This is a genomic window from Acinetobacter sp. Ac_5812, assembly GCF_013072695.1.
Lineage (GTDB): Bacteria > Pseudomonadota > Gammaproteobacteria > Pseudomonadales > Moraxellaceae > Acinetobacter.
The window spans coordinates 241,829-268,042 of record NZ_LXUK01000022.1 but is presented as its reverse complement, the minus strand read 5'-3'; the positions used below and the strand labels follow the sequence as shown (position 1 = coordinate 268,042).

Annotated in this window: 28 protein-coding genes and 1 pseudogene; 10 read left to right on the top strand and 19 right to left on the bottom strand. The window is 40.3% G+C overall.

Annotated elements, in window-relative coordinates:
* The 10 genes from kdsB to A7P55_RS14590 all read right to left on the bottom strand — a co-directional run bounded on the left by kdsB (window position 1) and on the right by A7P55_RS14590 (window position 8,872).
* Window positions 1-762 (bottom strand): 3-deoxy-manno-octulosonate cytidylyltransferase, encoded by a 762-nt coding sequence (kdsB, locus tag A7P55_RS14635; protein ID WP_004806621.1) that lies wholly within the window; start codon window positions 760-762, stop codon window positions 1-3.
* Between the two features lie 9 nt (window positions 763-771).
* Entirely contained in the window at window positions 772-1,779 is a 1,008-nt protein-coding gene (gene lpxK / locus A7P55_RS14630) for a tetraacyldisaccharide 4'-kinase (RefSeq protein ID WP_171552652.1), read from the bottom strand.
* A 2-nt stretch (window positions 1,780-1,781) separates the two neighbouring features.
* Window positions 1,782-3,509, bottom strand: coding sequence for a lipid A export permease/ATP-binding protein MsbA (gene msbA, locus A7P55_RS14625; protein WP_171552651.1), 1,728 nt, complete (start codon window positions 3,507-3,509; stop codon window positions 1,782-1,784).
* Window positions 3,506-3,934, bottom strand: coding sequence for a biopolymer transporter ExbD (locus tag A7P55_RS14620; protein ID WP_004806616.1), 429 nt, complete (start codon window positions 3,932-3,934; stop codon window positions 3,506-3,508). Before A7P55_RS14620 ends, msbA begins: the two co-directional genes overlap by 4 nt.
* A gap of 14 nt (window positions 3,935-3,948) precedes the next feature.
* The gene (locus tag A7P55_RS14615) at window positions 3,949-4,578 is read right to left on the bottom strand and encodes a MotA/TolQ/ExbB proton channel family protein (protein ID WP_171552650.1); all 630 of its coding nucleotides are present in this window, start codon (window positions 4,576-4,578) and stop codon (window positions 3,949-3,951) included.
* Between the two features lie 96 nt (window positions 4,579-4,674).
* The gene (locus A7P55_RS14610) at window positions 4,675-5,562 is read right to left on the bottom strand and encodes a ParB/RepB/Spo0J family partition protein (protein WP_033132922.1); all 888 of its coding nucleotides are present in this window, start codon (window positions 5,560-5,562) and stop codon (window positions 4,675-4,677) included.
* A complete protein-coding gene (locus tag A7P55_RS14605) occupies window positions 5,559-6,341 on the bottom strand; it encodes a ParA family protein (protein WP_171552649.1) in 783 nt (260 codons plus the stop codon). The genes A7P55_RS14610 and A7P55_RS14605 overlap by 4 nt, the downstream gene beginning before the upstream one ends.
* An 18-nt stretch (window positions 6,342-6,359) precedes the next feature.
* Window positions 6,360-6,995 (bottom strand): 16S rRNA (guanine(527)-N(7))-methyltransferase RsmG, encoded by a 636-nt coding sequence (gene rsmG / locus A7P55_RS14600; protein WP_004806608.1) that lies wholly within the window; start codon window positions 6,993-6,995, stop codon window positions 6,360-6,362.
* A gap of 174 nt (window positions 6,996-7,169) precedes the next feature.
* Window positions 7,170-7,859, bottom strand: coding sequence for an N-acetylmuramate alpha-1-phosphate uridylyltransferase MurU (gene murU / locus A7P55_RS14595; protein WP_171552648.1), 690 nt, complete (start codon window positions 7,857-7,859; stop codon window positions 7,170-7,172).
* Window positions 7,859-8,872, bottom strand: coding sequence for a phosphotransferase (locus A7P55_RS14590; RefSeq protein WP_171552647.1), 1,014 nt, complete (start codon window positions 8,870-8,872; stop codon window positions 7,859-7,861). Before A7P55_RS14590 ends, murU begins: the two co-directional genes overlap by 1 nt.
* A 118-nt stretch (window positions 8,873-8,990) precedes the next feature.
* Between A7P55_RS14590 and lptD the strand changes: the two genes are divergently transcribed.
* Both lptD and A7P55_RS14580 read left to right on the top strand, forming a co-directional pair.
* Window positions 8,991-11,465 carry an LPS assembly protein LptD gene (lptD, locus tag A7P55_RS14585; RefSeq protein ID WP_171552646.1) on the top strand — a complete coding sequence of 825 codons (2,475 nt, stop codon included), beginning with the start codon at window positions 8,991-8,993 and terminating at the stop codon, window positions 11,463-11,465.
* Entirely contained in the window at window positions 11,465-12,778 is a 1,314-nt protein-coding gene (locus tag A7P55_RS14580; protein WP_171552645.1) for a peptidylprolyl isomerase, read from the top strand. The genes lptD and A7P55_RS14580 overlap by 1 nt, the downstream gene beginning before the upstream one ends.
* Window positions 12,779-12,883: 105 nt before the next feature.
* Here the strand turns inward: A7P55_RS14580 and fba are convergent, their stop codons facing one another.
* The 3 genes from fba to A7P55_RS14565 form a co-directional block, all read right to left on the bottom strand.
* Complete coding sequence (gene fba, locus A7P55_RS14575) at window positions 12,884-13,921, bottom strand: class II fructose-bisphosphate aldolase (protein WP_004806599.1); 1,038 nt, start codon at window positions 13,919-13,921, stop codon at window positions 12,884-12,886.
* 210 nt (window positions 13,922-14,131) lie between these two features.
* Window positions 14,132-15,283: an ATP-dependent RNA helicase RhlB gene (gene rhlB, locus A7P55_RS14570; RefSeq protein ID WP_171552644.1), complete on the bottom strand. Its 1,152-nt coding sequence runs from the start codon at window positions 15,281-15,283 to the stop codon at window positions 14,132-14,134.
* 109 nt (window positions 15,284-15,392) lie between these two features.
* Complete coding sequence (locus A7P55_RS14565) at window positions 15,393-15,605, bottom strand: cold-shock protein (protein WP_004653893.1); 213 nt, start codon at window positions 15,603-15,605, stop codon at window positions 15,393-15,395.
* Window positions 15,606-15,962: 357 nt separating this feature from the next.
* Between A7P55_RS14565 and A7P55_RS14560 the strand changes: the two genes are divergently transcribed.
* From A7P55_RS14560 to A7P55_RS14540, 5 genes are all read left to right on the top strand, one after another.
* Window positions 15,963-16,202: a sulfurtransferase TusA family protein gene (locus tag A7P55_RS14560; RefSeq protein WP_216078092.1), complete on the top strand. Its 240-nt coding sequence runs from the start codon at window positions 15,963-15,965 to the stop codon at window positions 16,200-16,202.
* Window positions 16,203-16,333: 131 nt separating this feature from the next.
* The gene (gene rpoH / locus A7P55_RS14555) at window positions 16,334-17,203 is read left to right on the top strand and encodes an RNA polymerase sigma factor RpoH (RefSeq protein WP_004653896.1); all 870 of its coding nucleotides are present in this window, start codon (window positions 16,334-16,336) and stop codon (window positions 17,201-17,203) included.
* A gap of 107 nt (window positions 17,204-17,310) precedes the next feature.
* Window positions 17,311-17,676 (top strand): DUF423 domain-containing protein, encoded by a 366-nt coding sequence (locus A7P55_RS14550; protein WP_004806592.1) that lies wholly within the window; start codon window positions 17,311-17,313, stop codon window positions 17,674-17,676.
* 9 nt (window positions 17,677-17,685) lie between these two features.
* The gene (thiS, locus tag A7P55_RS14545) at window positions 17,686-17,883 is read left to right on the top strand and encodes a sulfur carrier protein ThiS (protein ID WP_005204241.1); all 198 of its coding nucleotides are present in this window, start codon (window positions 17,686-17,688) and stop codon (window positions 17,881-17,883) included.
* A 23-nt stretch (window positions 17,884-17,906) separates the two neighbouring features.
* The gene (locus A7P55_RS14540) at window positions 17,907-18,692 is read left to right on the top strand and encodes a thiazole synthase (protein ID WP_004653899.1); all 786 of its coding nucleotides are present in this window, start codon (window positions 17,907-17,909) and stop codon (window positions 18,690-18,692) included.
* Window positions 18,693-18,748: 56 nt separating this feature from the next.
* On the opposite strand, the gene A7P55_RS14535 is transcribed toward A7P55_RS14540, so the two are convergent.
* The 4 genes from A7P55_RS14535 to yaaA are packed head-to-tail and all read right to left on the bottom strand — an operon-like array spanning window position 18,749 to window position 20,928.
* On the bottom strand, window positions 18,749-19,204 hold the full coding sequence (locus tag A7P55_RS14535; protein ID WP_171552642.1) for an NUDIX domain-containing protein: 456 nt from the start codon (window positions 19,202-19,204) through the stop codon (window positions 18,749-18,751).
* A gap of 29 nt (window positions 19,205-19,233) precedes the next feature.
* Entirely contained in the window at window positions 19,234-19,851 is a 618-nt protein-coding gene (locus A7P55_RS14530) for a metal-dependent hydrolase (RefSeq protein ID WP_171552641.1), read from the bottom strand.
* A 9-nt stretch (window positions 19,852-19,860) separates the two neighbouring features.
* Window positions 19,861-20,124: a hypothetical protein gene (locus A7P55_RS14525; protein ID WP_171552640.1), complete on the bottom strand. Its 264-nt coding sequence runs from the start codon at window positions 20,122-20,124 to the stop codon at window positions 19,861-19,863.
* 21 nt (window positions 20,125-20,145) lie between these two features.
* Window positions 20,146-20,928: a peroxide stress protein YaaA gene (yaaA, locus tag A7P55_RS14520; protein ID WP_171552639.1), complete on the bottom strand. Its 783-nt coding sequence runs from the start codon at window positions 20,926-20,928 to the stop codon at window positions 20,146-20,148.
* A gap of 124 nt (window positions 20,929-21,052) precedes the next feature.
* On the opposite strand from yaaA, the gene A7P55_RS14515 reads away from it, so the two are divergent.
* On the top strand, window positions 21,053-21,682 hold the full coding sequence (locus A7P55_RS14515) for a hydrolase (protein ID WP_171552638.1): 630 nt from the start codon (window positions 21,053-21,055) through the stop codon (window positions 21,680-21,682).
* 93 nt (window positions 21,683-21,775) lie between these two features.
* The gene (locus tag A7P55_RS14510) at window positions 21,776-22,846 is read left to right on the top strand and encodes a DUF2157 domain-containing protein (protein ID WP_171552637.1); all 1,071 of its coding nucleotides are present in this window, start codon (window positions 21,776-21,778) and stop codon (window positions 22,844-22,846) included.
* Here A7P55_RS14510 and rtcR read toward each other — a convergent pair.
* A complete protein-coding gene (gene rtcR, locus A7P55_RS14505; RefSeq protein ID WP_171552636.1) occupies window positions 22,831-24,447 on the bottom strand; it encodes an RNA repair transcriptional activator RtcR in 1,617 nt (538 codons plus the stop codon). The genes A7P55_RS14510 and rtcR overlap by 16 nt on opposite strands.
* A 67-nt stretch (window positions 24,448-24,514) precedes the next feature.
* On the opposite strand from rtcR, the gene A7P55_RS14500 reads away from it, so the two are divergent.
* Entirely contained in the window at window positions 24,515-25,477 is a 963-nt protein-coding gene (locus tag A7P55_RS14500) for a ribonuclease Z (protein WP_171553255.1), read from the top strand.
* A 21-nt stretch (window positions 25,478-25,498) separates the two neighbouring features.
* On the opposite strand, the pseudogene A7P55_RS22640 reads toward A7P55_RS14500, so the two are convergent.
* A pseudogene (locus A7P55_RS22640) lies at window positions 25,499-25,784 on the bottom strand (hypothetical protein).
* Window positions 25,785-26,214: the final 430 nt, after the last annotated feature.

The following is a 26,214-nucleotide window of genomic DNA, read 5'->3' as shown; positions in this document are numbered from 1 at the left end:
TTATTCAAATGCACTCAAAGGTAGAGTATTTAAACGGTCTAAATCTGCCTGAGTATCAACCCCCGGCGGTAAATTGGCTTCTGCCACCGCAATGGCGATACGATGACCGTTTTCGAGCACACGGAGTTGCTCTAAACTTTCCAACTTTTCGAGATGACCTTGTTCCCAAGTGACATAGTCTTGCAGCAATTTCACGCGATAGGCATATAAACCTAAATGACGAAAAGCTTGATCATGCAATGTTGGTTCAGCCTGTTTCGCAGCATCACGATCATACGGAATGGTTGCTCGGCTAAAATACAACGCCTCATTACGCTTACTCATCACCACTTTAACTATACTATCTCGCTGAAACTCTTCTAACTGATGAATCGGTTCGCACAGCGTAGACATTGAACATTGCGGATTTTCAACTAAAAGCTGACTCACCTGCTGAACCAATTGTGCAGGCAACAATGGCTCATCGCCTTGTACATTGACAATAATATCATCTTGCGACCATCCTTTCAGACGTGCGACTTCGCTTAAACGATCGGTGCCTGAAGGATGTTCTGCACGGGTCATCACCACATCAATCCCTTCCGCTCGACATACCTCTGCGATGCGCTCATCATCCGTAGCCACACACAGATCATCAAAACCAGCAACTTTTTTTGCTTGGTCGACCACACGCAAAATCATCGGACGGCCATGAATGAGTAATAAAGGTTTTGCAGGCAAACGAGAACTCGCAAAACGAGCTGGAATGACAATATGTTTCATGGTCGCTCTCTAAGAAAATTGAATACCAACGTGTTGTAACTGCTGTTTCAGCAAGTCATAACAATCGGATGATAAAACGGCCTCAACAGGAACCACCCAAATCGGCGTGTTAAATTCAGGATGTTGCTTTAATAAGGTTTTAAACTTTACGGCATCTTTTTCAGTGGTAATAATAGCTTCTTGGTTGTCGAAGATTAAATCATCAATTTCATAATCATGATGATCTGGGAACTCATGCGCCTGATATTGCTGTACGCCTATCGTATTTAAGGTGTGATAAAAACGTTGTGGAAAACCAATACCAACAACCGCATTAAAATACTGATTAGTATCAAACCAATCCACTTCAACATTTGTATTTAAAAGATATGGCTGACCAACCGCCAAATGCATACTTCTTTGTACTTGTGCAGTTTTGCTATGCTCAATGACAGTACTACCATTTAAGCGTGATTTAGGTTCACGTAGATAGCCTTCTGGTAATAATTTTTCATTACCTAAACCTCGATTTTGATCTAATACAATCCATTCAAGCTGACGTGCCAGAGCCCAATGTTGCAAACCATCATCACTAATAATGAGGTCCAGTTGCTCATTTTCGAGTAACAACTCGATCGAAGCTTGTCGATTAGGCCCAACCGCCATTGGCACTTGGGTAGATTGGACAATAAGGCAGGGTTCATCACCTGCAGCATCGGGCTCAGATTGTTGAGTCACCAAAAGCGGAAATGGACCTTGGCCGCCATAACCTCGACTAATTACACCCACCCGAATCTGCTGTTGCTGTAAATATTTGACCAGCTGAATCAACAATGGTGTTTTACCACTACCACCCACAGTAATATTACCAATCACCATGACAGGTACAGGTGCTGTATAAACGGGTTTAATTCCGTGTTTATACAAGGCTTGATTCGCACAAAAACCAAATCGGTATAACCAAGACAGTGGGCGCAACACCACCAACCACGAAGCTTGTTCATTCCAAGCATCCTGTATTCGTTGCGCCATCGACATACTTAGTTTTCCTCAAAATTGCGTTGGTGAAGCTGATAGTACATGCCATGTTTTGCCAGTAGCTCAGCATGAGTCCCTTGCTCAATAATCTGACCTTTATCCATCACCACAATGACATCTGCATTTTCAACTGTAGATAAGCGGTGAGCAATCACAATCGTGGTACGACCTTGCATGGCTTCATCAAATGCTTGTTGGATAAAATATTCAGATTCGTTATCCAAAGCACTGGTCGCTTCGTCTAAAATTAAAATCGGAGAATCTTTTAAAATTGCTCTTGCAATGGCAATACGTTGACGTTGGCCACCTGATAGGTTTAAGCCTTGGGCACCTAGAATCGTGTCATAGCCTTGTGGCAAGTTCATAATAAAGTCATGTGCATAAGCAGCTTTTGCAGCGGCAATCACTTGCTCATCACTTGAGTCTTGTAACTGACCATAAGCAATGTTATCGCGTACTGAACGGTTAAATAACACCACTTGCTGATTCACTGTCGCAATTTGTGAGCGCAAATAAGCCAACTCAATCTCTTGAACAGGAATACCATCAAAATAGATTTGCCCTTCGCTTAACTCTTGAAAGCGTGGCAGCATGTTAACCAATGAGGTTTTGCCAGCCCCCGAACGTCCAACCAGTGCAACAGTTTGACCCGCCTTAATATCCAAAGAGAAGTCTTTAATCGCATGGGTGCCATCATCATAACGCAGGTTGGCATGATCAAATTGAATATTACCTTTCAACGCAGGCTTAAGTTGACCATTATTGACTTCTTCAGGCATATCCAACAACTCAAATACGGAATGTGCTGCTGCCAGACCACGTTGAAGTTTTTCATTGATATCGGTCAAATTCTTAACAGGTTTAGAAATAAGGCCAGCAGCGGTAATGAATGAAATAAACTCACCCGCTGAGGTATCTCCAAATACTTGCGGACGCAACGCTAACCAAAGAATGATTGCCATCGCCATTGATAATAACAGCTGAATAATTGGGCTGTTAATATTTTGTACCACCACCATTTTCAAACCACGGCGTAAGTTCTCTTCTGAGGACTTATAAAAACGTTTTTGTTCAAACGCCTCACCCGTAAAACTCTTCACAACCGAGTTAGCGGTAATGGTTTCTTGAACCACATGGTTCACATCACCCATGGTATTTTGGACTTGGATCGAAAGTTTCCGCATTTTCTTCGATGCGATTCTGACCAATATCCCAATAAATGGCATGAAAACCACGATACAAAGGGTTAAACGCCAGTTGGTATAAAGGAGATAGCTTAATAGACCAATAACAATCAAACCATCTTTGATCAGTGTCTGCAAAGATTCAGAAGAAGCAGCTGTTAACTGCTCCACGTTATACATCAACTTTGCACTGATATGACCCGCACTGTTATCAAGATAGTATTGAGATGGGAGTCTTAACAATTTTGCATAGACTTCCTGACGGATACTAAACACCAAACTACGTGAAATAACAGCAGAAAAATATCCACCAAGGAATAGACCGACACCACGGAAAAACATCAGTAAAACAATCAGCGCTGGAAACCAGTCTAAGTTGGTACGACTACCGTCTTGGATGGCATCAATAATGTATTTCAGCAACTTTGCGACAGAAACCTCCGTCGCTGCGTTGATTCCAAAGCCAAGCAAGACGAGTAAGGCAACGCCCCAATAAGATTTTAAATACGATATTAAACGGACATATACCTTAAAATCTTGATTCACTCAGTAAAACCTCTCGTTGGAACTTTAGTGCTGATATTGACGTTAACAAAACCGAGTTGACCTGCAACATCCATCACACGAATTACATCCTGATGCGCAGCTTTGGCATCAGCCGCAATAATAAACATAAAATCACGACGATCTTGTGCAACCTGCTTAATTGCCGTGCTTAAATCCGCAATATCTTTACTTGATAACGCTTGACCATTCACAGAATAATGCCCTGTGGAGTCTACCATGATTTCAATTTTGTGATCGAATTGTTTAGGTGGAACACCCTGCGCATCTGGCAGTGTCAGGTTTATACGACTTTGTTGACTAAATGTCGTCGATAATAATAAAAACACCAAAATAAATAACATACAGTCAATCATTGGTGTCAAATTGATATGAATATCTTCAACTTGAGAGCGCTTAAACTTCATACGAGCACCTCGGCTTAGCTTGCACGACGGTGTTCTTGGACATGTGCTGCTTTTTTATAGAAAAGCGCAGCATGAAACAAAGTCGATTGTTGTTCTAATTCAGCAATATATTCATGCACAACTCGCTGGAAATAGCGATAAGCAATCATTGCAGGAATCGCAATTAACATCCCGACAGCGGTTGTAATCAAGGCTTTAGAAATACCCGGCATCATCATACTGGCATTACCAGCAGAGCCAACATCAATCACCAAAAATGATTCAATAATCCCAAGTACCGTTCCAAGCAATCCCAATAAAGGTGCGATTGCACTCAAAGTGCCTAAGAAATTGATATTTTTTTCGAGATGACTGATTTCTTGTGAAGCCGTTGCTTCCATCTGAGCACGCGCAAACTGCTCGCCTTGATCTTGATGTTCATAACCCGATTTTAAAATACGACCTAGTGGGCTTTTTGCTGCATCATCTTGTTGTAACCGAGCAATCACTGATTCTACATCTGAACCATTAACAAGCAATGCTTGCGGCAAAACTTGTGACCGTTTTAAACGAATATATCTTTCAAGTGTAATCGCAACCGTAAAAATTGATGAGAGAATGAGGGGCAGCATTAACCAACCACCCGCTTTCACAAGTTCCCACATATTATTCCCCAATAATATTTAAACTATAAAAGGATAGATTCGGATTCATTAATCACTCATTAACCTCGAAAGTGACTAACAAACCCACCCTTAATATTAGTTAGGTAAACAAATATTGAGGATTCCATCCAACTCATCCAATGAGTGGTAATGAATGACCATTTTCCCTTTACCTTTTTGGTTATGGTCAATTTTCACATTTGCTCCGAAACGCTCTGAAAGCTTCTGAGTCAACTGTTCAATATCTGGAGAAATCTGGGCCTTTTCCTTTTCAGGCTTTGGTTCACTCCACTCACGAACTAACTGTTCAGTCTGACGTACTGACAAACCTTTTTCAATCACGATTTGCGCAACTGCAATTTGATCTTTAGGCTTCAAAGTCAGAATTGCACGGGCATGTCCCATATCAATCTGACCTTGTTGTATTAGGTCTTTAATCGGATCAGCTAAGCTCAACAAGCGCAACAGATTACTCACTGTTGTACGTGCCTTACCCACCGTATCTGCAATTTCTTGATGACTTAACCCAAACTCGTCATGAAAGCGCTGTAAAGCGACCGCCTGATCAATCGGGTTTAAATCTTGACGTTGAATGTTTTCAATTAAAGCCAAGGCAATTGCGACTTGATCATTTAAGTCACGCACAATTGCAGGAATTTCAGTCAAACCTGCTAATTGGGCAGCACGCCAACGACGTTCACCCGCAATAATTTCGTAAGGATGTTGCTCATCATCCACAGGACGGATCACAATCGGTTGCATCACACCATGTTTTTCAATCGATGCGGCAAGCTCTTGTAAATCTTGTTCTTGAATAAAACTACGTGGTTGGTATTCACCACGTTTCAATAAATTGACATCAATTTGCTTGAGTTGACCATGATCTAAGGCTTGTGCTTCAAGTTGCAATTTCTCTTTTTGAATTGAACCCAATAGCGCATCTAAACCACGACCTTTAGCCAATCCGCGTTTTTTGATGCTCATACAGCACTTCCTTTTTTCACTTTACTTTTCTTCAACATTTCTGCGGCTAAGTTCAAATATGCAATCGCACCTTTGGAACTTTTCTCGAAATAAATCACAGGTAAACCATGGGCTGGTGCTTCTGCTAGACGGATATTTCGAGGAATCACCGTTTCATATAACTTTTTACCAAAATATTGCTCTAACTCAGCAGACACATCACGGGTCAACGCATTACGAGCATCATACATGGTACGTAATACCCCAACGATTTCCAAGTTTGGATTAAGGGCTTTTTGTATACGGTCAATGGTCTGTGTAAGATCAGCCAAACCTTCCAAAGCATAGTATTCACATTGCATTGGAATAATCACACCATTCACGGCAGCCAAGGCATTGACGGTAATTAAGCTGAGGCTTGGCGCACAATCGACAATAATATAGTCAAATGAAGCATCTACTTCCTGCAAAGCATTTTTCAGAATAAACTCTCGGCCTTCTTGCTCGGCAATGGCAAGTTCTACACCTGCTAGCTCACGGTTTGCACCTAAAACTTTATAGCCTACTTCTGCTTTTTGAATCGCAGTTTCAATCGGTACCTCACCCAACAACACATCTGTGACTGAGTAAAGTAAATCATTCTTTTGAATACCAGACCCCATGGTGGCATTCCCTTGTGAGTCCATATCGACCAACAAGACACGTTTTTTCAAGATCGCCAAAGAGGCAGCAAGATTGACTGCTGTCGTGGTTTTTCCCACACCACCTTTTTGGTTTGCAATCGCAATAATTTGAGCCATGACTACCCTTAATATTTTTTATTGAATACGTTGAAGTAAAAGTAAGTGACGCTGTTCATCCAATCTCGGCACACGCAGTTCAATGATCTTACATGAATACTGATCTTTCATCTGCTCAACTTCATCCTCTGGGATCAAACCTTTCATTGCAGCAATGATACTTTGCTCATGCATATAAGGTTGTGCTGCATCAACAAAATCAGTCAAAGAAGCAAATGCTCGACTTGTAATGACATCAAACTGACCAAGTTCTCCAATGCTGTCTTCATTTTCAACACGTGTTTGAACTGCAATTACATTTTTCAGTTTTAAGTCTGCAATAAATTGCTTCAGGAAACGAATCTTTTTCCCATTCGAATCTAACAGTACACAAGAACGTTCTGGTTGGCATAATGCAATGATCATGCCCGGCATACCACCGCCCGTACCTACATCTAACAAACGGCCTTGGGGCAAATCATTTAAGATACTTAAACTATCTAATAAATGTTTAACCAACATTTCTTTCGGCTCGCGGATCGCCGTTAAATTGTATGCCTTATTCCATAGCACTAGCGCATCTTGATATTTCAATAAGAGTGTTAGGGCTTCTTCACTTAGGTTAAGACCTAAAGCTTGGCTACCTTGCTTTAATTCTTGAAAAAAAGGATGCATAACAGTGCGACATCTCGATAAACTTGCTGTGCAGTATACCGATTTCTGATACAAGGCACAGCAGGACTTGTTGAACGATTATGCAGTTAATCATTCACAAGCATGATAAACTGCACAATCCTTTAAGTTTTTGTCTTTTCTTATGCAAATCACAGATAGACAAAGCATTTTTTATTATGCGAATGCGCCCTTCTTGATTTGTTGATCAAGCTGCTCTAAACGCTCAGGTGTACCAACATCCACCCAAATTCCTTGCAACTTTTCAGCCGAAACTTGCTGCTGCTGCATGGCTTGTTTCAATAATGGCGCTAAATGTCGTTTGCCACTTTCCAAACCTGCAAACATCTGTGGTGCAAAAACAGCAACACCACTATAAGTTAAGGCTTCACCCAATTGCTCTTGCTCAAAAGTGTAAGCTAAATCATGCGCTAGGATAAAGTCACCTTTTAAGTGCTGAGGTGGATTTTCAACCAAGACTAAATGTGCTTGTTTATCTTCCAACTGAACATTTAACAATGAAGAAAAATCCATTGTGGTCCAGACATCACCATTGACCAAAATAAAAGGTTCATCACCCAACAATGGCAAAGCATTAATAATGCCGCCTGCTGTTTCCAAGCCTTCACCTTCGTGTGACCACAAAATAGTGACACCAAATTGAGAGCCATCACCTAAAGCAGCAGCAAGTTTTTCACCCAACCAAGCCGTATTAATGACAATCTCGGTGACGCCTATTTTTTTCAACTTCTCAATATGCCAAACAATCAATGGCTTACCACCGACTTCCAGTAAAGGTTTTGGCGTATGCAAGGTCAATGGTCGCATACGATTACCAAGACCAGCCGCAAGAATCATTGCTTTCATTATGCTGCAACCTCGTAATCACCATATTTTTCAATAAACTTCGGCATTACGATGTCACGAATAAACTGCATAAAATCATTCAGTTCATCATAACCTTGGCTTTCTTCAAGCAAATACCACATCACACGCGGTAAATCTTTTAAATAACCTGATTTGCCATCACGTTCAAATAGACGCACAAAAATACCCAAGATTTTCAGGTGACGTTGGATCGCCATCAGATCTGCATCTCGCTTGAACTGCTCAAAACTACGATTTTCTTTCGCTGCTGCTGGCAATAAGTTATAGAACACTTCAAACCATTCGTAGACACGCCCAGCATTCCACTGCACATAGGCATCACGCGTAATCGAAATGAGATCGTAGGTATCTGCACCGACCACTGCATCTTGAAAGTCAATTACACCAAGCTCTTGCTCATTTTCGATTTTCATCAAATTACGACTATGGAAGTCACGATGTACGATCACTTGTGGCTGCTGAGTTGCTTCAATCGCAAGGAAATCAAATGCCTGCTCAATCGTTTCCAACTGCTGCTCTGTCGGTTGAATGTTCAATGAAGGCAACATCCAGTCTGTAAGCAAACGCATTTCAGTCATTAACTTTTCATAAGAATAAGCTGGCAATTGCGCATCACCATCGACCTGCTGCAATTCAATCAACTGCTTAAAACTTTGAGCATAATATTGATCTACTGTTTGATCATTGAGTAATGTTGATAACACGACATCCCCGAAATCTTCCAATAACAGCAGTCCCAAAGTTAAGTCTTTCGCAACAATATGCGGAACACGCACACCATTTTTGTCAAAAAACTCATCAATACTGACAAATGGTGCACAATCTTCTTTTTCAGGAGGCGCATCCATGAGCATGTATGTTTTGTTTTGTAACTTAATTCGCGCATAGCGGCGAAAGCTTGCATCTCCTGCCAAAAAGCTGATCTCAAATTGATCAGATTGTAGAGTGGCTTGAAGCCAAGTTTGTATCAATTGTTCACGTTGTGTATTCATTTGCAATAAAATCTAAAACTAGCTGAGATTTTGAAAGCTTAAGTGTAGCCACTTATCAACTTTTTCTCTATGATGCGACAATAATTAATTGTGAATTAGCGTATTGGTTAATGAGACAATGAAACATCAGTTTAAATTTAATCCTTTAGCAACAGCTATTTTGACACTCTTATGTGGCGGCTCGATCCAATCAAGTTTCGCGGCACCAGCTGATGCTGTCTCTACGCTTGACAATAAACAGCTCAAAGCTGCCATTCGACAGAATCAAGAACAGCAAAATCAAGAAAGTTATCCTGGGGAAAGTTTCTTCCAGCAATATTATGTAGATAAATCTGCACCAGAAGCGCAATTACGTGACAATCGTTATTTAAGCTCTTCATTTTGCCAAGGGACTTGGGTCACTCCAATCAACCCTGAAACAAAGGCAGGTAATGCAAATACGACCACTTCTGTGCTCACCGCTGATTATGGACATTACAACCCGACAGGTGATTCTGTTTTACAAGGCAATGTTGTCATTGATCAAGAAGGCCGAACTATTCGTGCCGATCAAGTTACAATCGATTCGACACAAACATTTGCCAATGCTGAAGGTCGCGTTCAAGTTGCTCAATCAGGATTACTCACTCAAAGTGATGCGATTAACTATAATTTAAAAACCCAGACCGGTGATTTAAACAATAGTTTCTATATCTCTGAGCAACAGCATGCACATGGTCATGCCAATCAAATAAAGCGGGAAAATCAGAATTTAGTCATTTTCAAGGACGCGAGCTATACAGCTTGTCCCCCTGAGCAAAAACCTGCATGGAAAATCCAGGCCAAAGAAATTGAGCTAAACCAAGATACAGGCCGCGGTGTAACCCGCGGCACCAAGCTTTATGTTAAAGATGTACCTATACTTGCAGTTCCATATTTCAACTTTCCGATTGATGACCGACGTACGACTGGTTTATTGAGTCCAAATTTTGGCTATAGCAATGATGGTGGTGCGCAGTTAATCACCCCTGTTTATCTCAATCTTGCGCCAAACTATGATCTCACACTCACCCCGAGCTACATGAGCAAACGTGGCCCGAAATTAGATGCAGACTTCCGCTATATGACTGAAAACTTTGGTTCAGGTCGTATTTGGGGTGGCTATATCGCCAAAGACGATCAATATGGTGGTGAAGCACGTGATGACCTTCATTTTGTTCACAATTGGAAAATCGATAATCAATGGTCAACCAATTTAGAATATAACTACGCTTCAGATAAAGATTACTTCGCAGACTTCAATAATAATCCGAACACGCGAACCGATCTAAATTTACGCCGTGCTTGGGAACTGAATTACCAAAATGGGATTCCTGGCCTTAAAGCTCAGTTAAAGGTTGAAGATTTCCAAACTCTAGATAAAACGATTAAAGATGTCGATAAGCCTTATGCTCGACTTCCACAATTCTTATTAAATTACATTACGGGTGATCCACAAGGTCTACAATACGAGTTTAATAACGATACCGCTTATTTCAAAAAGTCTGTGGATGATGGTTCCGCGCTAGAGTCAAGTGGTACGCGTATCTACAACCAGTTTGCAGTTCGCTACAACTATTTAACCCCTTCTTGGTTCTATGTCGTTCCAGAAGTCTCTGTACGTAGTATTAACACCTTCTACGATCAAGATTCAAAAGAAGGCCGTGGACTGTCTGCTTCTGATGATTTAGAAAAATCTGTTGTTGTACCTCAATTCACGCTTGCTACGGGCTTAACATTCGAAAAAGAAGGTAAATACTTACAAAGTATTTCTCCTCGTGCTTTCTATGCGTACTCACCTTATAAGAACCAAGATGATCATCCAAACTTTGATTCGACCACAGCATCGATCAACTATGATCAACTGTTCAACCCATATCGCTTCTACGGGCATGACCGTCTAGATGACAATAACTTCTTGTCGCTCGGTGTGACTTATAGCTTGCTGGATACTGAAGGCCTAGAGCGCATTAAAGCAAGTATTGGTCAGAGTTATTACTTTAGTGACCGTCGTGTCAGTTTGAATGAAAAACTTGATGAGTTTGACACCCAAACACGTACAGGGCCGATTGTAAGCTTATCAAGCCAGCTTAATCAGAACGTTACCATCACCTCCAACTCTGCTTGGATGTCGAATGGCGAAAATGCACAGCGAGATTTCCAAGCTTACTATACGGGTGACAAAGGTAATCTTTACAACTTAGGCTATTTTTACCGCAAAGATATCCCAGATCGACAAGATTCTTATGACCAAGTTGTTGCATCCTTTATACAACCTGTAAAAGACAATTGGCGTATTATGGGTCATGCTCAATACGACATTGACAACAATGTGATGCGTGAATATTTACTTGGTGTAAATTACGAGTCATGTTGTTGGGCTGTTTCAGTCTATGGACGTTCTTACTATAACGATTTGGATGATCCAAACACCCCAGGCGTTCGTAAAAAGAATGCTGTTATGGCTGAATTCACCCTAAAAGGTCTCGGTGCTTTAAACAATAAGCTTGCTTCTCTCCTAGAAAACAGAGTTTTAGGTTTCAACAAAATTAATCAATCTTGGACACAACGTTAATGAAGATAAAACCTTTTCAACATATCTTTAAAGCAACTGTTCTCGCTGCCCTAATTTCTTCATCAATGCAAAGCTTTGCACAACCTACGGATGAGGTTGTTGCCATTGTAGATAGTAGTGTCATTCTGAAAAGTGATTTAGAACAAGGGATTGCTGAAACAGAACACCAGTTGAAAGCACAAAACAAAACTGTTCCTCCACAACAGTATTTACAAATGCAAGTGCTTGATCAACTCATCATTCGCCAAGCTCAATTAGAGCAAGTGAAGCGTTATGGCATTAAGCCTGATGAAAAGAGCTTAAATGCTGCTGTACTAAAAGTTGCAAATCAATCAGGTGCAAATACTCTTGAAGCATTTCAACAAAAGTTAGATGCAATTGCACCAGGTACATATGAAAACTTGCGCAACCGTGTCGCAGAAGACTTAGCCATTGGTCGTTTACGTCAGCAACAAGTGATGTCACGCATTAAAATCAGTGATCATGATGTTGAAAACTTTTTGAACTCCCCAGAAGGTCAAGCTGCACTAGGTACTCAAGTTCATGTTATTCACATGCGCATTTCAGGTGAAAATAACAATGAAGTACAGCAAGTCGCGCAACAGGTAAAACAATCCCTCACAACAAGTGATGACACCAAATCGATTAGCTCTAAGCTATCAACAGCTTCAGTGAAAGTCGATGGTGCTGACATGGGTTTCCGTTCATTATCAGAAATTCCAACGGAACTCTCAGCACGTATTGCCCCACTTCAAGTTGGACAAACCACCGAGTTAATCAATGTTCGTGATGGTGTACATGTCTTAAAACTACTTGAACGTAAGCAAAACGAACAAAAAGCATTAGTCTCTCAATACCAGACACGCCATATCCTGATCCAACCGTCTGAAGTTGTAAGCATAGATCGTGCTAAGCAAATGATCGATAGCCTATACAACCGTGCTAAAGCGGGTGAAGATTTCGCAACACTTGCTGCAACCTATTCAAATGACACAGGCTCTGCGCGGGATGGTGGTAGCTTAGGTTGGGTAAGTCCAGGCGTAATGGTACCTGAATTTGAAAAGGTGATGAAAGAAACACCTGTTGGTCAAATCAGTAAGCCATTCCAAAGTCAATTCGGTTGGCATATCTTACAAGTCATGGATACTCGTGAACAGGATATGACCAAAGAAGTTCAAGAACGTATGGCACGCCAGATCTTAGGTGAACGTCAGTTCGATACCGAAGTGGATAGCTGGATGCGTGAACTTCGTGCCAATGCCTATGTTGAAATCAAAGATGCCAACTTAGACTCAAAAGCACAGCAAAAATAAATGTGCTAAATAAAAATGCCAGCAATTCGCTGGCATTTTTATTCCTGAAGTTAAAGGCAAAAAAATAGCGGCAATTGCCGCTATTTTTTTCATATTACAAATTGATTATTTGTAACGATCAACCATTTTCTCTAGAGAAATTGGACGAATCTTATCCGCATTACCTGATGTACCAAATGAATTATAACGATCCACACAGATTTGCTTCATTGCTTCAACTGTTTCACCAAAGAATTTACGCGGGTCAAATTCACTTGGTTTTTCAGCCATCATACGACGCATTGCGCCAGTAGAAGCCAAACGTAAATCGGTATCAATATTAATCTTACGCACACCATGCTTAATCGCTTCTACAAGCTGATCTACAGGTACGCCATAAGTTTCTTTAATATCACCACCATACTGGTTAATCACAGCCAACCACTCTTGCGGTACTGAGCTTGAACCATGCATTACAAGATGCGTATTTGGTAATGCAGCATGAATTTCTTTAATGCGGTCAATTGCCAAGATATCGCCTGTAGGTGGACGTGTAAACTTGTACGCACCGTGCGAAGTACCGACAGCAATCGCCAAAGCATCAACATTGGTATCAGCAACAAACTGAGTTGCTTCTTCAACAGAAGTTAACAGCTGAGAGTGGTCAAGTACGCCTTCTGCACCCACACCATCTTCTTCACCCGCCATACCAGTTTCAAGGCTACCTAAGCAACCAATCTCACCTTCAACTGAAACACCACATGCATGTGCAATAGACACCACTCGACGTGTTACATCAACATTGTAGTCGTATGATGTTGGTGTTTTACCATCTTCACCCAATGAACCATCCATCATGACTGAGCTAAAGCCCAACTGGATTGAACGCTGACAAATATCAGGACTTGTACCATGATCTTGATGCATTACCACTGGAATATGTGGCCACTCTTCAATCGCAGCTAAAATAAGATGACGTAAGAATGGTGCACCGGCATATTTACGCGCACCAGCCGAAGCTTGCACGATAACAGGTGAATTCGTTGCATCTGCTGCGAGCATGATTGCGCGCATTTGTTCTAAGTTGTTTACGTTAAACGCTGGTACGCCGTAGTTATGTTCTGCAGCGTGATCCAAGAGCTGGCGCATTGAAATTAGAGCCATAATATCCTCCCAGGTAATGCGCCATATTCTACATGCTGATCTATTTCAATTCAGCAAATAATCACAGTAATTATAAAAAAATCTTCAATCTTTTGTGTAATTTGAGTTGTTATTCTGACTAAATAATCAAAAAGGCCAAATCACAGTATGATTTGGCCTTTTCCTTAAAAGATATTGCGCTTAAATACATCCGATAAAATGGATCAAGGCTTAGCAATACCCCTCTAAACGCGTTAATGGTAATTTTTTACCAATCGCTTTTTCAATTTCTGGTAAATAGAATGCATCATCTTCAGACAGGAAACTGATACTCACACCCTGCGCGCCGGCACGCCCAGTACGTCCAATACGGTGTACATAGTCATCCGACTGTTCAGGCAAGGTAAAATTAATCACATGCGAAACACCATCCACATGAATACCACGACCAGCAACATCAGTTGCAATCATAATATTATTCTTACCCTGTTTGAATTGGTCTAACATCTTTAAACGCTTATCTTGTGCAATTTCACCAGATAACATTCCGACCTTATAACCATCACGCTTTAAATGATCATATAAACGACGAACCTGATCACGGCGATTCGCAAAAATCATCACCTTATCAATTGGCTCTTCACGAAGAATCTCTTGTAACAGCTTATATTTATCCTGCTTCGCAACCACATACACACGTTGTTCAACATCGTTATTTGTTTTTTGTTCAGGTTCAATTTCTACCGTTACAGGCTCAAATAACCATTGACGTGCAAGATTCAAAACATCATAGCTAAATGTTGCAGAGAACATTAAAGTTTGACGCTGTTCCTTGAATGGCGAATAACGAACAATTCTTTTTACGGACGGAATAAAGCCCATATCCAACAAACGATCTGCTTCATCAATCACCAGAAATTCAATTTTATCCAACCAAACTTCTTTTTGCTCCACAAAATCGATCAAACGACCTGGTGTTGCAACAATGATATCGACAAAGTTGCGATCCAACATTTTCTTTTGTTTTTCAAAATCTACGCCGCCCAATAAGGTCACAAGATGTAGGTTTGAAAACTTGGTTAATGCTTGCGCATCACTTTCAATCTGTAATGCCAACTCGCGTGTCGGCGCTAAAATTAACGCACGTGGCTCACCACGGAATCGTTGCTCTTGAACTGGATTATTGAGTAGATCATTGATCACACTAACCAAAAAGGCAGCTGTTTTTCCTGTGCCTGTTTGTGCTCGACCAATAGCATCATGCCCTGCTAATGTATATTTTAAAACCTTTTGCTGAATTGGGGTCATTTGTGTAAAACCCAAAGCATCAATCGCTTTCTTCAACTGCGGATGTAAATTTAAGGTTTCAAAACCAGATGTCATATATGCTCTCGAACCATCAACGACCAAAAGAAAGTCATTATTATAAACCATAAAAAATAAAAACGCCCCAATAAGATTGGGGCGTTTTTTATTGCGTTAAGGCAACAAATTAGTCTAAAGGCTGAACGTTTTCAGCTTGGAAACCTTTTTGTCCTTGAACAACACTGAATTCTACGCGTTGGCCGTCACGTAAAGAACGGTGGCCATCACCCATAATTGCGCGGAAATGAACAAATACGTCATCACCACCATTACGCTGAATAAAACCAAAGCCTTTAGTGTCGTTAAACCACTTTACTACGCCTTGTTCACGAGCTGTCATAAGTCAATCCTCAGATATTGAAAGATAAGGACCTTCCGGTGTTGCAAACAGCAGAGCCAACAAGGTTTTAAAATATTTATAATTTTAAAGCTTGTAATCATTCTGTAAAACTATCAACAATTTCCGGTTACATCCATTTGTTATAGAGTTTAAAACAATTAATTTGTATTAAACAACTTTCTAAAACGCATCGAGCTTATCATGGGTTTATCACAATTAATAGAATTATTTTTAGTTATTTCCGATGTTTCTATCTGTTTTTTTCAATAATTTAGCTGTTTTTTTAATGAAATTTTTCTATCAAAAATTACGCAAAAATTTGTTAAGATAATTCTGAATAAAGTGATTTAAATGAATATGACCGACACACCCGATACTCTCATCATTATTGATGCCTTAGGGCAACCCTGCCCAATGCCGCTATTAATGCTAAAGCGCGCACTAAAGAAAGCTGATGGTACACAGCAATATTTATTAAAGTCCTCTGACCCACACAGTGAAATTGATGTAACACGATATTGCCAAATTCAGCAACTTCAATGTCAGACACAAAAAATTTCAGATCGTGAATTTCACTATTTAATTGAATCTACGTGATTCTTTGCTAAACTCTAGCTAAAGATAAACTAGATAACTTTACATTTTTATACTCAAATTTCCTTAGTGATGAAGAACATTCGCATTAAGATGAAATTGTTGACTTAAATACCATCCTATAAGGAGACTCCATGACTACTGACAGCAGCAATCAATTGATGCCCCTGTCATTGTCTGCGCCAGGCGTAAACCTTGGTGCATATATCAGTACTGTCAATCAAATTCCAATTCTAACGGCCGAGCAGGAAAAAGAACTTGCTGAGCGTTATTATTATGACCAAGATCTTGATGCTGCCAAACTATTGGTAATGTCACACCTACGCTTTGTTGTCCATATTGCACGTAGTTATGCAGGTTACGGATTGCCACAAGGCGATCTCATTCAAGAAGGTAACCTTGGATTAATGAAAGCGGTCAAACGCTTCGATCCAAATATGGGTGTTCGCTTAGTTTCTTTTGCAGTGCACTGGATTAAAGCCGAAATACATGAATATGTGATTCGTAACTGGCGTATTGTCAAAATCGCAACGACCAAAGCACAACGTAAATTATTTTTTAACTTACGTAGCCTTAAAAAATCAAGCAAACGACTCACTTTGGAAGAAGCGAAATCAATTGCCAATGATTTGAATGTCACGCCAGAGCAAGTGCTCGAAATGGAAGGTCGCTTAACCGCTTATGATGCTGCTTTTGAAGCTCAAGGCGATGACGATGACGACACACCTCATACAGCACCGGCACTCTATTTAGAAGATAATCGTTACGATCCAGCACGCTTAGTTGAAGAAGAGGATTACGAAGAGCAAAGCACTACGGCCTTACATGAGGCAATGGATCAGCTTGATGATCGTTCACGGAATATTTTACAACGTCGCTGGTTAGATGATGATAAATCAACCTTGCATGAATTGGCTGCAGAATATAATGTTTCCGCAGAACGTATTCGCCAGCTTGAAAAGAATGCAATGGAAAAAATCAAAACGGCAATGTCTGCAAGTTAAAACCGAATCAAACACAAGGGCTTTAATGCCCTTTTGTTTTATCTGGCTTTGTTTAAGCACCCGAATATGTTAACTTTGTTCATCAAATTTCCAGTTCCATTATCATTATGTGGATAGCTATCTCAGCGCTTAACCTTGCGCTTGCAGTTATGTTGGGTGCTTTCGGCGCTCATGGACTCAAATCTTTTGCAACCCCAGAACAACTTACTTGGTGGGGAACAGCAACTCAATACTTTTTCTATCATGCGATTGGTTTGCTTATCTTGGGTGTCCTGCATAAAACCACAGCAACATTCCCAATAAAAATTCCTTTTATTTTGATCCAAATTGGTATCATCTTTTTCTGCGGTTCGTTGTACATTATGGCGCTCGGCCTACCTCGAATTTTAGGTGCGATTACACCGATTGGCGGTGCGTTTATGATAGCGGGCTGGCTGTTACTCGCATGGCAAGCAATCAAGCATGCGAAATAAGGATTGATCATGCACATCTATTTAAATGGCGAGTCAACAGACACGTCTTGTGAAAACCTACAGCAATTGATTCAGAATTTAGCCTTAGAAGGCAAACGCTTTGCTGTAGAGAAGAACCAGCAGATTATTCCGAAAAGTAGACTTGAGCAAACGACAATTGCTCCTGAAGATCGTATTGAAATTATTCAAGCTGTTGGTGGCGGCTAATCGGCTAAAAATGGAGTAAGCCCATGCAAGATTCCCCTTTAATTGTTGGTTCACGTACTTTCCAATCTCGTTTATTGGTCGGAACTGGTAAATATAAAGATCTCAATGAAACTGATTTAGCCATTCAAGCCAGTGGCGCTGAAATAGTCACCGTTGCAATTCGTCGTGTAAACATCGGCCAGCATGCCGATCAGCCGAATTTGCTTTCAGTGATTCCACCTGAGAAATACACAATCCTGCCAAATACCGCAGGTTGTTTTGATGCAGATAGCGCGATTCGTACCTGTATGCTGGCACGTGAACTGCTTGATGGTCACAATTTGGTGAAGTTAGAAGTCCTTGGTGATGAAAAAACTTTATACCCAAATGTCACTGCAACACTGAAAGCAGCGCAGACCCTGATTGATGATGGCTTTGAAATCATGGTCTACACCTCAGATGACCCTATTGTTGCGCAAGAACTTGAAAGTATGGGTTGTGTTGCGATCATGCCTTTGGGTAGCTTAATTGGTTCTGGTCTTGGTATTTTGAATCCACATACCATTTCAATTATCAAAGAAAATGCCAAAGTCCCTGTTTTAGTAGATGCAGGTGTTGGTACTGCCAGCGATGCTGCCATTGCAATGGAATTGGGTTGTGACGGCGTACTCATGAATACAGCGATTGCGGCTGCGCAAAATCCGATTTTAATGGCTTCAGCCATGAAGAAAGCGGTTGAAGCAGGTCGTGAAGCATTTTTAGCAGGTCGTATGCCACGCAAGCGTATGGCCAATGCGAGCTCACCTGAAACAGGTTATTTCTTTAAGTAAGAAAAGAAAGATTAAAAGGAGCTTTTGAGCTCCTTTTTTTTAATGCGATGATGATTTTATCTTGACTCGAGATTAATGAGATGAACAACATGCTCACTTGATCGTAAAGCAAGGTCACTTAAAACATCTGGCTTTAGCAGTTTGATCTGACTCTTTGGCATCCATGAAATCACTTGAGCAGCATTAGAGTCATCAACATAACTAGCTTTTGTGTGGATATGACCTTTATAAATATAAAGAAACTCATGGAAATGTTGCCCGATGACGGAATCATAGAAAAAGTTTTCAACGATCGCGAAAAGCACAGGTGAATTAAAATCTTCTCCGGTTTCCTCCAATACTTCTCGTTGAATCCCCTCTAAGGTCGTTTCCGAAAACTTTAACCGTCCTCCAACCAAAGAGATGCTTCCATCTGGAAATGTAGAAACTAAAATCTGATCTTCATGTTCTATCCAAGCAGCCACACGGATATTAAGCTTCCCCTCAGCTATCTCTAATGTTAAATCTTTCACTTATTACTCAAAGGCTTCGTTTTAATTATTTATTCTATTATATTCTTTAAATTATTTTTGGCACGCTGCTCAAAATCCTGCTGAAAATATTCAGTTTGATACAGCGGTTCTATCTGATAAAAATGCGCTAGGACTTGTTTTCTTTTAATCGAATAGACATCTGGATCAACCCAAGCATATTCCTGCTGAATCTGCTGTTCATATTCCGCAAAACGCTCAGATGAAGCCGCTAGAATCGCCAAATCAATATCCAGTAAAAACTGTAAATCCAACTCATCTGTCGATGCATGCTTTTGCGTGGCAACAATCCACCACCTTATCTTTTGAACAACATCGTTTGGTAAATCTTGAGCCAAATACTGCTCGAACAGCTCAGCACTTTTAAGTTCATTATCTTTGGCTTGTGGATCATAAACTGCATCATGGAACCAGAGCGCCAATATAACTGCATGTGCATCATTTAAATTAACTCGAATCGACTCAAGCAAAGCCAAACACTCATATAAATGTTGCAGCGTATGATAAGCCCGCTGCTTTTCACTGTAGGCAGCAATCAACTTATTAAAAACTTTCTGCGGCTCAGAAAAATGATAATACTGATGCAGCTCAGACCACGATTTTTCTAATAAAGTTAAATATTGCGGCATTGCTAAGCCTCATTGGATTTCTTTATTCAGCCACTTTGCCAATGATTCAGCATCCTTACGCTCAAGAAAAAGCTGATACAAAGTGCAGGAACCAAACTCATGTTTCAGTTCCTGCTGACGTACGGGATGATTGCCAAAACGAAAACGTCTGCTTCCATCTCGATCTAAAGGCAGTGCATATACCCCATAACTCCGAGGTTCAGTCAAATGTCCTTTAACTTGGACTTGATCAGACGATATCGCATGTTTTAATAAATGTTCTTTGGTTAACATCCCACCCTGCCCAAGGCAAATCTAAGCTGCGTGTTGCTCATCTCTCTTAAAGACCAATTCTTTATTTGATGAACTTTCAGCATCAAAGTAATACCCTTCACTATCAAATGCTTTTAATTGTTCTACTTGGCTTAATTTATTTTCAATCAAGTATCTTGCCATCAGCCCACGCGCTTTTTTCGCATAGAAACTAATGACTTTATATTTTCCGTTCTTCTGATCCAAGAATACAGGCTTGATAATTTCTGCCTGAATATTCTTTTCATTCACAGATTTATAATATTCGTCAGAAGCCAAATTTACCAATACTTTTGCATCAATTTCAGCTAAATCTTGGTTAATTTGATCAGTGATAATACTGCCCCAGAATTCATATAGATTATGACCACGCTTATTTTTTAGTTTAGTCCCCATTTCCAAACGGTAAGGCATCATCAAGTCTAACGGACGCAATAAACCATAAAGACCAGACAGCATACGTAAATGCTGTTGGGCAAAATCAATCTCTTGGTCTTTTAGATGATAAGCATCTAAACCCGTATACACATCACCTTTGAATGCAAACAAGGCTTGACGGGCATTGGAAAAATCAAAATCTGCATTCCAGTCACGAAAACGTTCTACATTTAAATTGGCAATTTTTTCGCTCACTGTCATCAATGATGCAATTTCAGTTGCCGAAAGTTTACGACATACATCAATCAACTGTTGAGATTGCGCCAACAAACGTGGTTGAGTGTAAGTATCTGTAGGTAATGCTGTAGTGTAATCAAGTGTTTTAGCAGGAGAAATTAAAGCAAGCATAATCAATCAAAATAAATTTATCTTGGTGAAACTATAACAGTTGATAATTTTTAATGCCAATTCGTGTTCTCGTTCAGTTTTATCGGTAAAATAGTGGATTCTTCCATTATCCATTGCGTATCTTATGTCTGAGCAATTATTCATCCAAGGTCCTGTTGGTCAAATCGAAATGTTTGTTGATCAACCCCAAGGTGAAATCACAGGTTTTGCTGTCGTCTGCCATCCACATCCCTTACAAGGTGGTACACCGCATCACAAAGTCCCTGTTTTATTGGCTCAGATTTTCAATGAAATGGGCTGTATTGTGTATCGTCCAAGTTTTCGTGGTTTAGCTGGCAGTGAAGGCACACATGACCAAGGGCACGGCGAGACTGATGACATCATGGCTGTGATTGAATATGCCCGTGCAAAACATGCAGGTTTAACCTTCTACGCAGGTGGCTTTAGCTTTGGTTCACATGTACTCGCAAAATGCCAAGTACAACTCAACGATGAATTACGTCCTAAACAGTTGGTGTTATGTGGTTTACCTACAGGCTCGGTGGTTGATTTACGCCATTACAAAACTCCTGCAATTGACGGCGACATTCTATTTGTTCACGGTGAACAGGATGATATTACCTTGCTCTCAGATATGATTGCCTGGGCAAAACCACAAAAACATCCGATCACGATTTTGCCAGGTGCCAATCATTTCTTTACTGGTTACTTAAAGCAGCTCAGACAAGTGATTGCTCACTTTTTAAAACTGTAGATTTAACAACAAATTACTAAGAAAAATATACGTGTTTTGAATCCAATGTCTGTTATATCAGTATAGATGTACAGACATTCGGGTTCTTTCATAATGAAATTAAATAAAAAACAGGGACTTTTTTTAAAGCAAACCATTGAACATTGGCAACAACAAGGCACGATTACGCCCGATGTTGCCAATGATTTAAATCAAAGTTTTTCGATTCGACCTTTTGACTGGGAACGTTTGGCAAAATACTCATTCTGGATTTCAATGATTTGTGCCGTAATTGCCATTGCTGCAATTACCGCCGATAAATTCTTGATGGAATTGATTGAAAAAATCTTTATTGATTCCAAAATCATTCCTTGTCTGATTTTTGCTGTGGTTGCAGCAGCCTTTTATGGCTTTGCCTATCATCGACGTAAAACCAAACCGCTGCATCAATTTAGCAATGAAGCGATTATTTTTGCAGGCGTGCTCTCTACCGCAGCGTCTGTCGCCTATTTTGGCCAAGCCATTGATACTGGTAGTGGACATTTCTCTTTATTATTTCTGCTCTCCACCATCATTTATGCAGCACTTGCCTTCTGGTTCCCTTCTAAACTGATCTGGGTGTTTTCCCTACTTTCACTTGGTTCATGGTTTGGGACAGAAACAGGCTATATGTCGGGCTGGGGTGCTTATTATCTAGGCATGAACTTCCCTTTACGCTTTGTCTTGTTTGGCGGCGCACTGATTGGATTAAGCTTGCTGTTTAAACGCTATGCGCATTTTAAAGACTTTGCACATTCAACCTATGTCATGGGCCTTCTGTATCTATTTATTGCCTTATGGATTCTCTCAATCTTTGGCAATTATGGTGACTTAGGGAGTTGGTATAGCGTTAAACAATATGAGCTGTTGCATTGGGGTGTTCTATTCGCGTTTATTGCCATCATCGCGATTGTCTATGGTTTAAAACACGATGATGCCACCTCACGTGGTTTTGGTATCACCTTCTTATTTATTAACCTCTACACCAAGTATTTTGAGTTCTTTTGGAATGGCATGCACAAAGCTATTTTCTTTATCTTGCTCGCTGTGTCATTCTGGTGGATTGGCCGGCATGCCGAAAAGCTCTGGAACTTAGAATTTCTACCTAACCAACCCCAAATAAAGAAAGATCATCCAGTTGAATGATTACTGAAAATCCCCCAACTTAAGCCAAACCGAGCCAAATACTTTTTGACTCGGTCACTATCATTGGTGGTATTACGTTGTTGGCGTGAAGCTGCAAACAGTTGACGTCCAGCATCCGCCATCGACTTGGCATTTGCGCAGACTTGTAGCACCCCACGCAGTTGAATCTGATCAAACTCATCGATCTCGCTCAACTGCGTTTGATCTAAATACTTGAGTAGAACATCCTTTTCCTTAAATTCACGTTGTGTAGTTTGAATCGACCACAACTGCTTTAAACGCTGAATCTCTTTTTCGACTGTTTCTGAACGGATCAACTCACCACTGGATAATGTCGCTAACCGCGTCACACTGGCAGTTAAATCACGGAAATTGCCCTGCCATGATGCTTCTCTAGATTTGGCAAATTTCAAATACACATCGAGTGCATCTCGTTGAAACCGTAACTGTCGTTGATGGTTTACCGCAAAGCGTTGCAATTCAAACTCAATATTCGGTGCAATATCTTCGATTCGATCTTTAAGATTGGGCAAAAAGAAAGTCCATGTATTGAGTCGAGCCCATAAATCTTCACGAAAGCGCCCTGCTTGCACTTCAGTTCTTAGATCTCGATTTGTCCCCGCAATCAGTTGAAAATCTGCCTGAACCTCTTTGTCACTTCCTACAGGAAAAAAAGATTTATCCTCAAGCGCCTTGAGCAGCATCGCTTGTTCATCCAGCCCAAGCTCACCAATTTCATCCAAAAACAAAATACCCTGATCGGCACTTTTTAATAAACCTGTCCGCGAAGCTGCTGCTCCCGTAAATGCACCTTTGATATGACCAAACAAACTCGACATGGCACTGTCACCACGTAAGGTCGCACAGTTGACATCAATAAAGCGGCCATTCAAATGAAACTTATCTTTCTTTAATTGAAAGATTTGTTTGGCTAAATGTGATTTACCCACCCCAGTTGCACCCATAATCAAAATCGGTGCGCTGGAACGCGTTGCCACCAACTCAACTTCAGTGATCAGTTGATTAAATTCGGGGTTATAAGTTGAAATATTTGCTTTCAGCTGTTGCCAGTTTTGTTGTTGCTCATCTTCAAAACGCTGCTTGAGAACATCATAGCGAGACAAGTCCAGATCAATGATGCGATATTCACCTTCGGGTGTTTTCTGTTGATTGGGTGCACTTTGAATCAGCTTGGCAGGCAAATAATTGGCATCGACTAATAGATACCAACAGATTTGACCAACGTGTGTGCCTGTCGTGATATGCAAAAGATAGTTATTTTTTTCAGTATCAAATGGATAGGTTTTTACAAAGTCATACAGCGCACCATAGACCTCGGCAAAATCCCAAGGATCACGGATACTCACTCGCTGCCCCGACACGTTAGTCGATGGCGACACATCTTGCGCATCTTCGGCAATAAACTTGACTAAATTATGATGTTGTCGATCATGCAATAGTACCAGTTCGTCCACAATCAGATCTTCATGCATCAGAAGACTCAACGTTGGACGCCAGCGTTGCCAACGATCAGGACGCTTTCCTTGATCTAAAGTAGAGCCTACAAAGCCAATGACGACGGTTTTCTTTGCATTCAGCATAATTTCTATAATATTTTATATATGTCTATCAGATACAATACGCAATTCAATGAAAAATTCCAACAATATGCTTCATTTTACTTTTTTAGGCACATCTTCTGGTGTACCCACACTCACACGCAATGTTTCTGGTTTAGCCATCCGCAACAGCAAGAATAAAGACTGGATATTGGTGGATGCAGGTGAAGGCACTCAGCATCGAATTCAGCAGGCCAAGCTTTCATTACAAAGCTTAATTGCGATCTGCATTAGCCATGTTCACGGCGATCACTGCTATGGTCTAGTCGGCTTACTTGCAAGTGCAGGTATGAATACCCGTACTGCACCTTTAACCATTATCGCGCCTAAAGAAATTCAACAATGGATTGAAGTTACAGCACAGCTCACTGATCTACATTTACCTTACCCACTCCACTTTATCGATGTAAATGAAGCGACTCAGATACAGCAACTGACGGATAATCTTTCAATTCAAGCCCACCCACTCAGTCATCGTGTAGCTAGCTTTGCATTTAGTATTATCTCGCAATACACTCAAAAGCGATTAGATACACAGGCTTTGATTCAACTCGGTGTACCAAAAGGCAAAGCTTGGGGTGATTTACAACAAGGTCTGGACATTCAATTTAATGGGCAAACGTTAAAAGCCGTCGATTTTACCCAGTTACAGATCCAACGCGCACATGCCATTGTCGGCGGCGATAATGACCGTCCTGAATTATTGGCACAGGCTTGCGAAGATGCTCAACTGTTGATTCATGAAAGCACCTACACGCAAGCTATTTTAGATAAAGTGGGCCCAAGCCCAATGCATAGTTCAGCAAAAATGGTTGCTGAATTCGCTCAACAACAGGGTCTAAGCAATCTAATCCTGACGCACTTTAGTCCAAGACATCAAGATAGTGCTGGACAGCAAGCCATCACAGAGGAAGTGCAAGCTTTCTATCAAGGCAACTTCTATTTAGCCCATGATTTCGATCAATTTAGCTTAGATGAGACAGGTCAACTCAGTAAAGCAAATCCTAAATAACATGGGATGACAGCATTCTCATTAGGGGAGATCAGGCGAAAAGAAATCAAATATTCTTCGTAATAGGCGAAATGGTAAGGTAATGATCCGATAAACAAGTTCAACAGATATATCGATCAAATCAAACCAGTACCACGCATCATTGCTACGACCGTGATTTTCACGATCTGGTTTCACCCAGTAAGCAGATAGAAACCAAACTTAGCGCAAGAAATATAAGATTAAAATCTTGCAACAGGAACTGCACAACACAAAATACCCCTACGATAAATAAGATAATCGTGAGTAAATAACGAAAAAGATCCATTCGACTGAGCAATTTATTTATATTTTGTTATGGTTATAACATGCCTTTATATAAAGACCTATTAGCATTTCTTTTAAAGCGCTGACATCCATCTGAAAAATATCAAATACCTATCACGACCCACCTCAAAACATCAAGATTAAATACCAATGATAAAAATGAAACGGATATTGAGGAGAAATATCTTAACTTCCCTGCCAATTCATGCTCTCAGTAATCCTTTATGATGAGAAAATTGAAAAGAGAACTGCAATTTGTTCAATTGAGCAAAACGTAAAAGTTTTAAATATCTTTAAAGATATAAAAATATATAAATTAATATTTAAATTCTTAATTTAATTTATAAAATAGAGTGTAAAATACCTAGATAAAATTAAATAAAATATTTAATTTCAATAAGATATAAATTTTTTTATACACGCTTTGAAAA

What these genes read in the sequence shown, in the direction of transcription:
- A7P55_RS14510 (WP_171552637.1), top strand. Translation starts at nt 21,776, where the DNA reads ATGAAATTAAATAAAAAACAGGGACTTTTTTTAAAGCAAACCATTGAA.
- A7P55_RS14565 (WP_004653893.1), bottom strand. Translation starts at nt 15,605, where the DNA reads ATGACAGCTCGTGAACAAGGCGTAGTAAAGTGGTTTAACGACACTAAA.
- A7P55_RS14605 (WP_171552649.1), bottom strand. Translation starts at nt 6,341, where the DNA reads ATGGCTCAAATTATTGCGATTGCAAACCAAAAAGGTGGTGTGGGAAAA.
- A7P55_RS14560 (WP_216078092.1), top strand. Translation starts at nt 15,963, where the DNA reads ATGACCGACACACCCGATACTCTCATCATTATTGATGCCTTAGGGCAA.
- yaaA (WP_171552639.1), bottom strand. Translation starts at nt 20,928, where the DNA reads ATGCTTGCTTTAATTTCTCCTGCTAAAACACTTGATTACACTACAGCA.
- murU (WP_171552648.1), bottom strand. Translation starts at nt 7,859, where the DNA reads ATGAAAGCAATGATTCTTGCGGCTGGTCTTGGTAATCGTATGCGACCA.
- A7P55_RS14525 (WP_171552640.1), bottom strand. Translation starts at nt 20,124, where the DNA reads ATGTTAACCAAAGAACATTTATTAAAACATGCGATATCGTCTGATCAA.
- kdsB (WP_004806621.1), bottom strand. Translation starts at nt 762, where the DNA reads ATGAAACATATTGTCATTCCAGCTCGTTTTGCGAGTTCTCGTTTGCCT.
- rhlB (WP_171552644.1), bottom strand. Translation starts at nt 15,283, where the DNA reads ATGACATCTGGTTTTGAAACCTTAAATTTACATCCGCAGTTGAAGAAA.
- A7P55_RS14530 (WP_171552641.1), bottom strand. Translation starts at nt 19,851, where the DNA reads ATGCCGCAATATTTAACTTTATTAGAAAAATCGTGGTCTGAGCTGCAT.
- rsmG (WP_004806608.1), bottom strand. Translation starts at nt 6,995, where the DNA reads ATGCATCCTTTTTTTCAAGAATTAAAGCAAGGTAGCCAAGCTTTAGGT.
- A7P55_RS14540 (WP_004653899.1), top strand. Translation starts at nt 17,907, where the DNA reads ATGCAAGATTCCCCTTTAATTGTTGGTTCACGTACTTTCCAATCTCGT.
- A7P55_RS14500 (WP_171553255.1), top strand. Translation starts at nt 24,515, where the DNA reads ATGCTTCATTTTACTTTTTTAGGCACATCTTCTGGTGTACCCACACTC.
- A7P55_RS14590 (WP_171552647.1), bottom strand. Translation starts at nt 8,872, where the DNA reads ATGAATACACAACGTGAACAATTGATACAAACTTGGCTTCAAGCCACT.
- lpxK (WP_171552652.1), bottom strand. Translation starts at nt 1,779, where the DNA reads ATGTCGATGGCGCAACGAATACAGGATGCTTGGAATGAACAAGCTTCG.
- A7P55_RS14550 (WP_004806592.1), top strand. Translation starts at nt 17,311, where the DNA reads ATGTGGATAGCTATCTCAGCGCTTAACCTTGCGCTTGCAGTTATGTTG.
- rtcR (WP_171552636.1), bottom strand. Translation starts at nt 24,447, where the DNA reads ATGCTGAATGCAAAGAAAACCGTCGTCATTGGCTTTGTAGGCTCTACT.
- lptD (WP_171552646.1), top strand. Translation starts at nt 8,991, where the DNA reads ATGAAACATCAGTTTAAATTTAATCCTTTAGCAACAGCTATTTTGACA.
- fba (WP_004806599.1), bottom strand. Translation starts at nt 13,921, where the DNA reads ATGGCTCTAATTTCAATGCGCCAGCTCTTGGATCACGCTGCAGAACAT.
- rpoH (WP_004653896.1), top strand. Translation starts at nt 16,334, where the DNA reads ATGACTACTGACAGCAGCAATCAATTGATGCCCCTGTCATTGTCTGCG.
- A7P55_RS14515 (WP_171552638.1), top strand. Translation starts at nt 21,053, where the DNA reads ATGTCTGAGCAATTATTCATCCAAGGTCCTGTTGGTCAAATCGAAATG.
- A7P55_RS14620 (WP_004806616.1), bottom strand. Translation starts at nt 3,934, where the DNA reads ATGAAGTTTAAGCGCTCTCAAGTTGAAGATATTCATATCAATTTGACA.
- A7P55_RS14610 (WP_033132922.1), bottom strand. Translation starts at nt 5,562, where the DNA reads ATGAGCATCAAAAAACGCGGATTGGCTAAAGGTCGTGGTTTAGATGCG.
- thiS (WP_005204241.1), top strand. Translation starts at nt 17,686, where the DNA reads ATGCACATCTATTTAAATGGCGAGTCAACAGACACGTCTTGTGAAAAC.
- A7P55_RS14615 (WP_171552650.1), bottom strand. Translation starts at nt 4,578, where the DNA reads ATGTGGGAACTTGTGAAAGCGGGTGGTTGGTTAATGCTGCCCCTCATT.
- A7P55_RS14580 (WP_171552645.1), top strand. Translation starts at nt 11,465, where the DNA reads ATGAAGATAAAACCTTTTCAACATATCTTTAAAGCAACTGTTCTCGCT.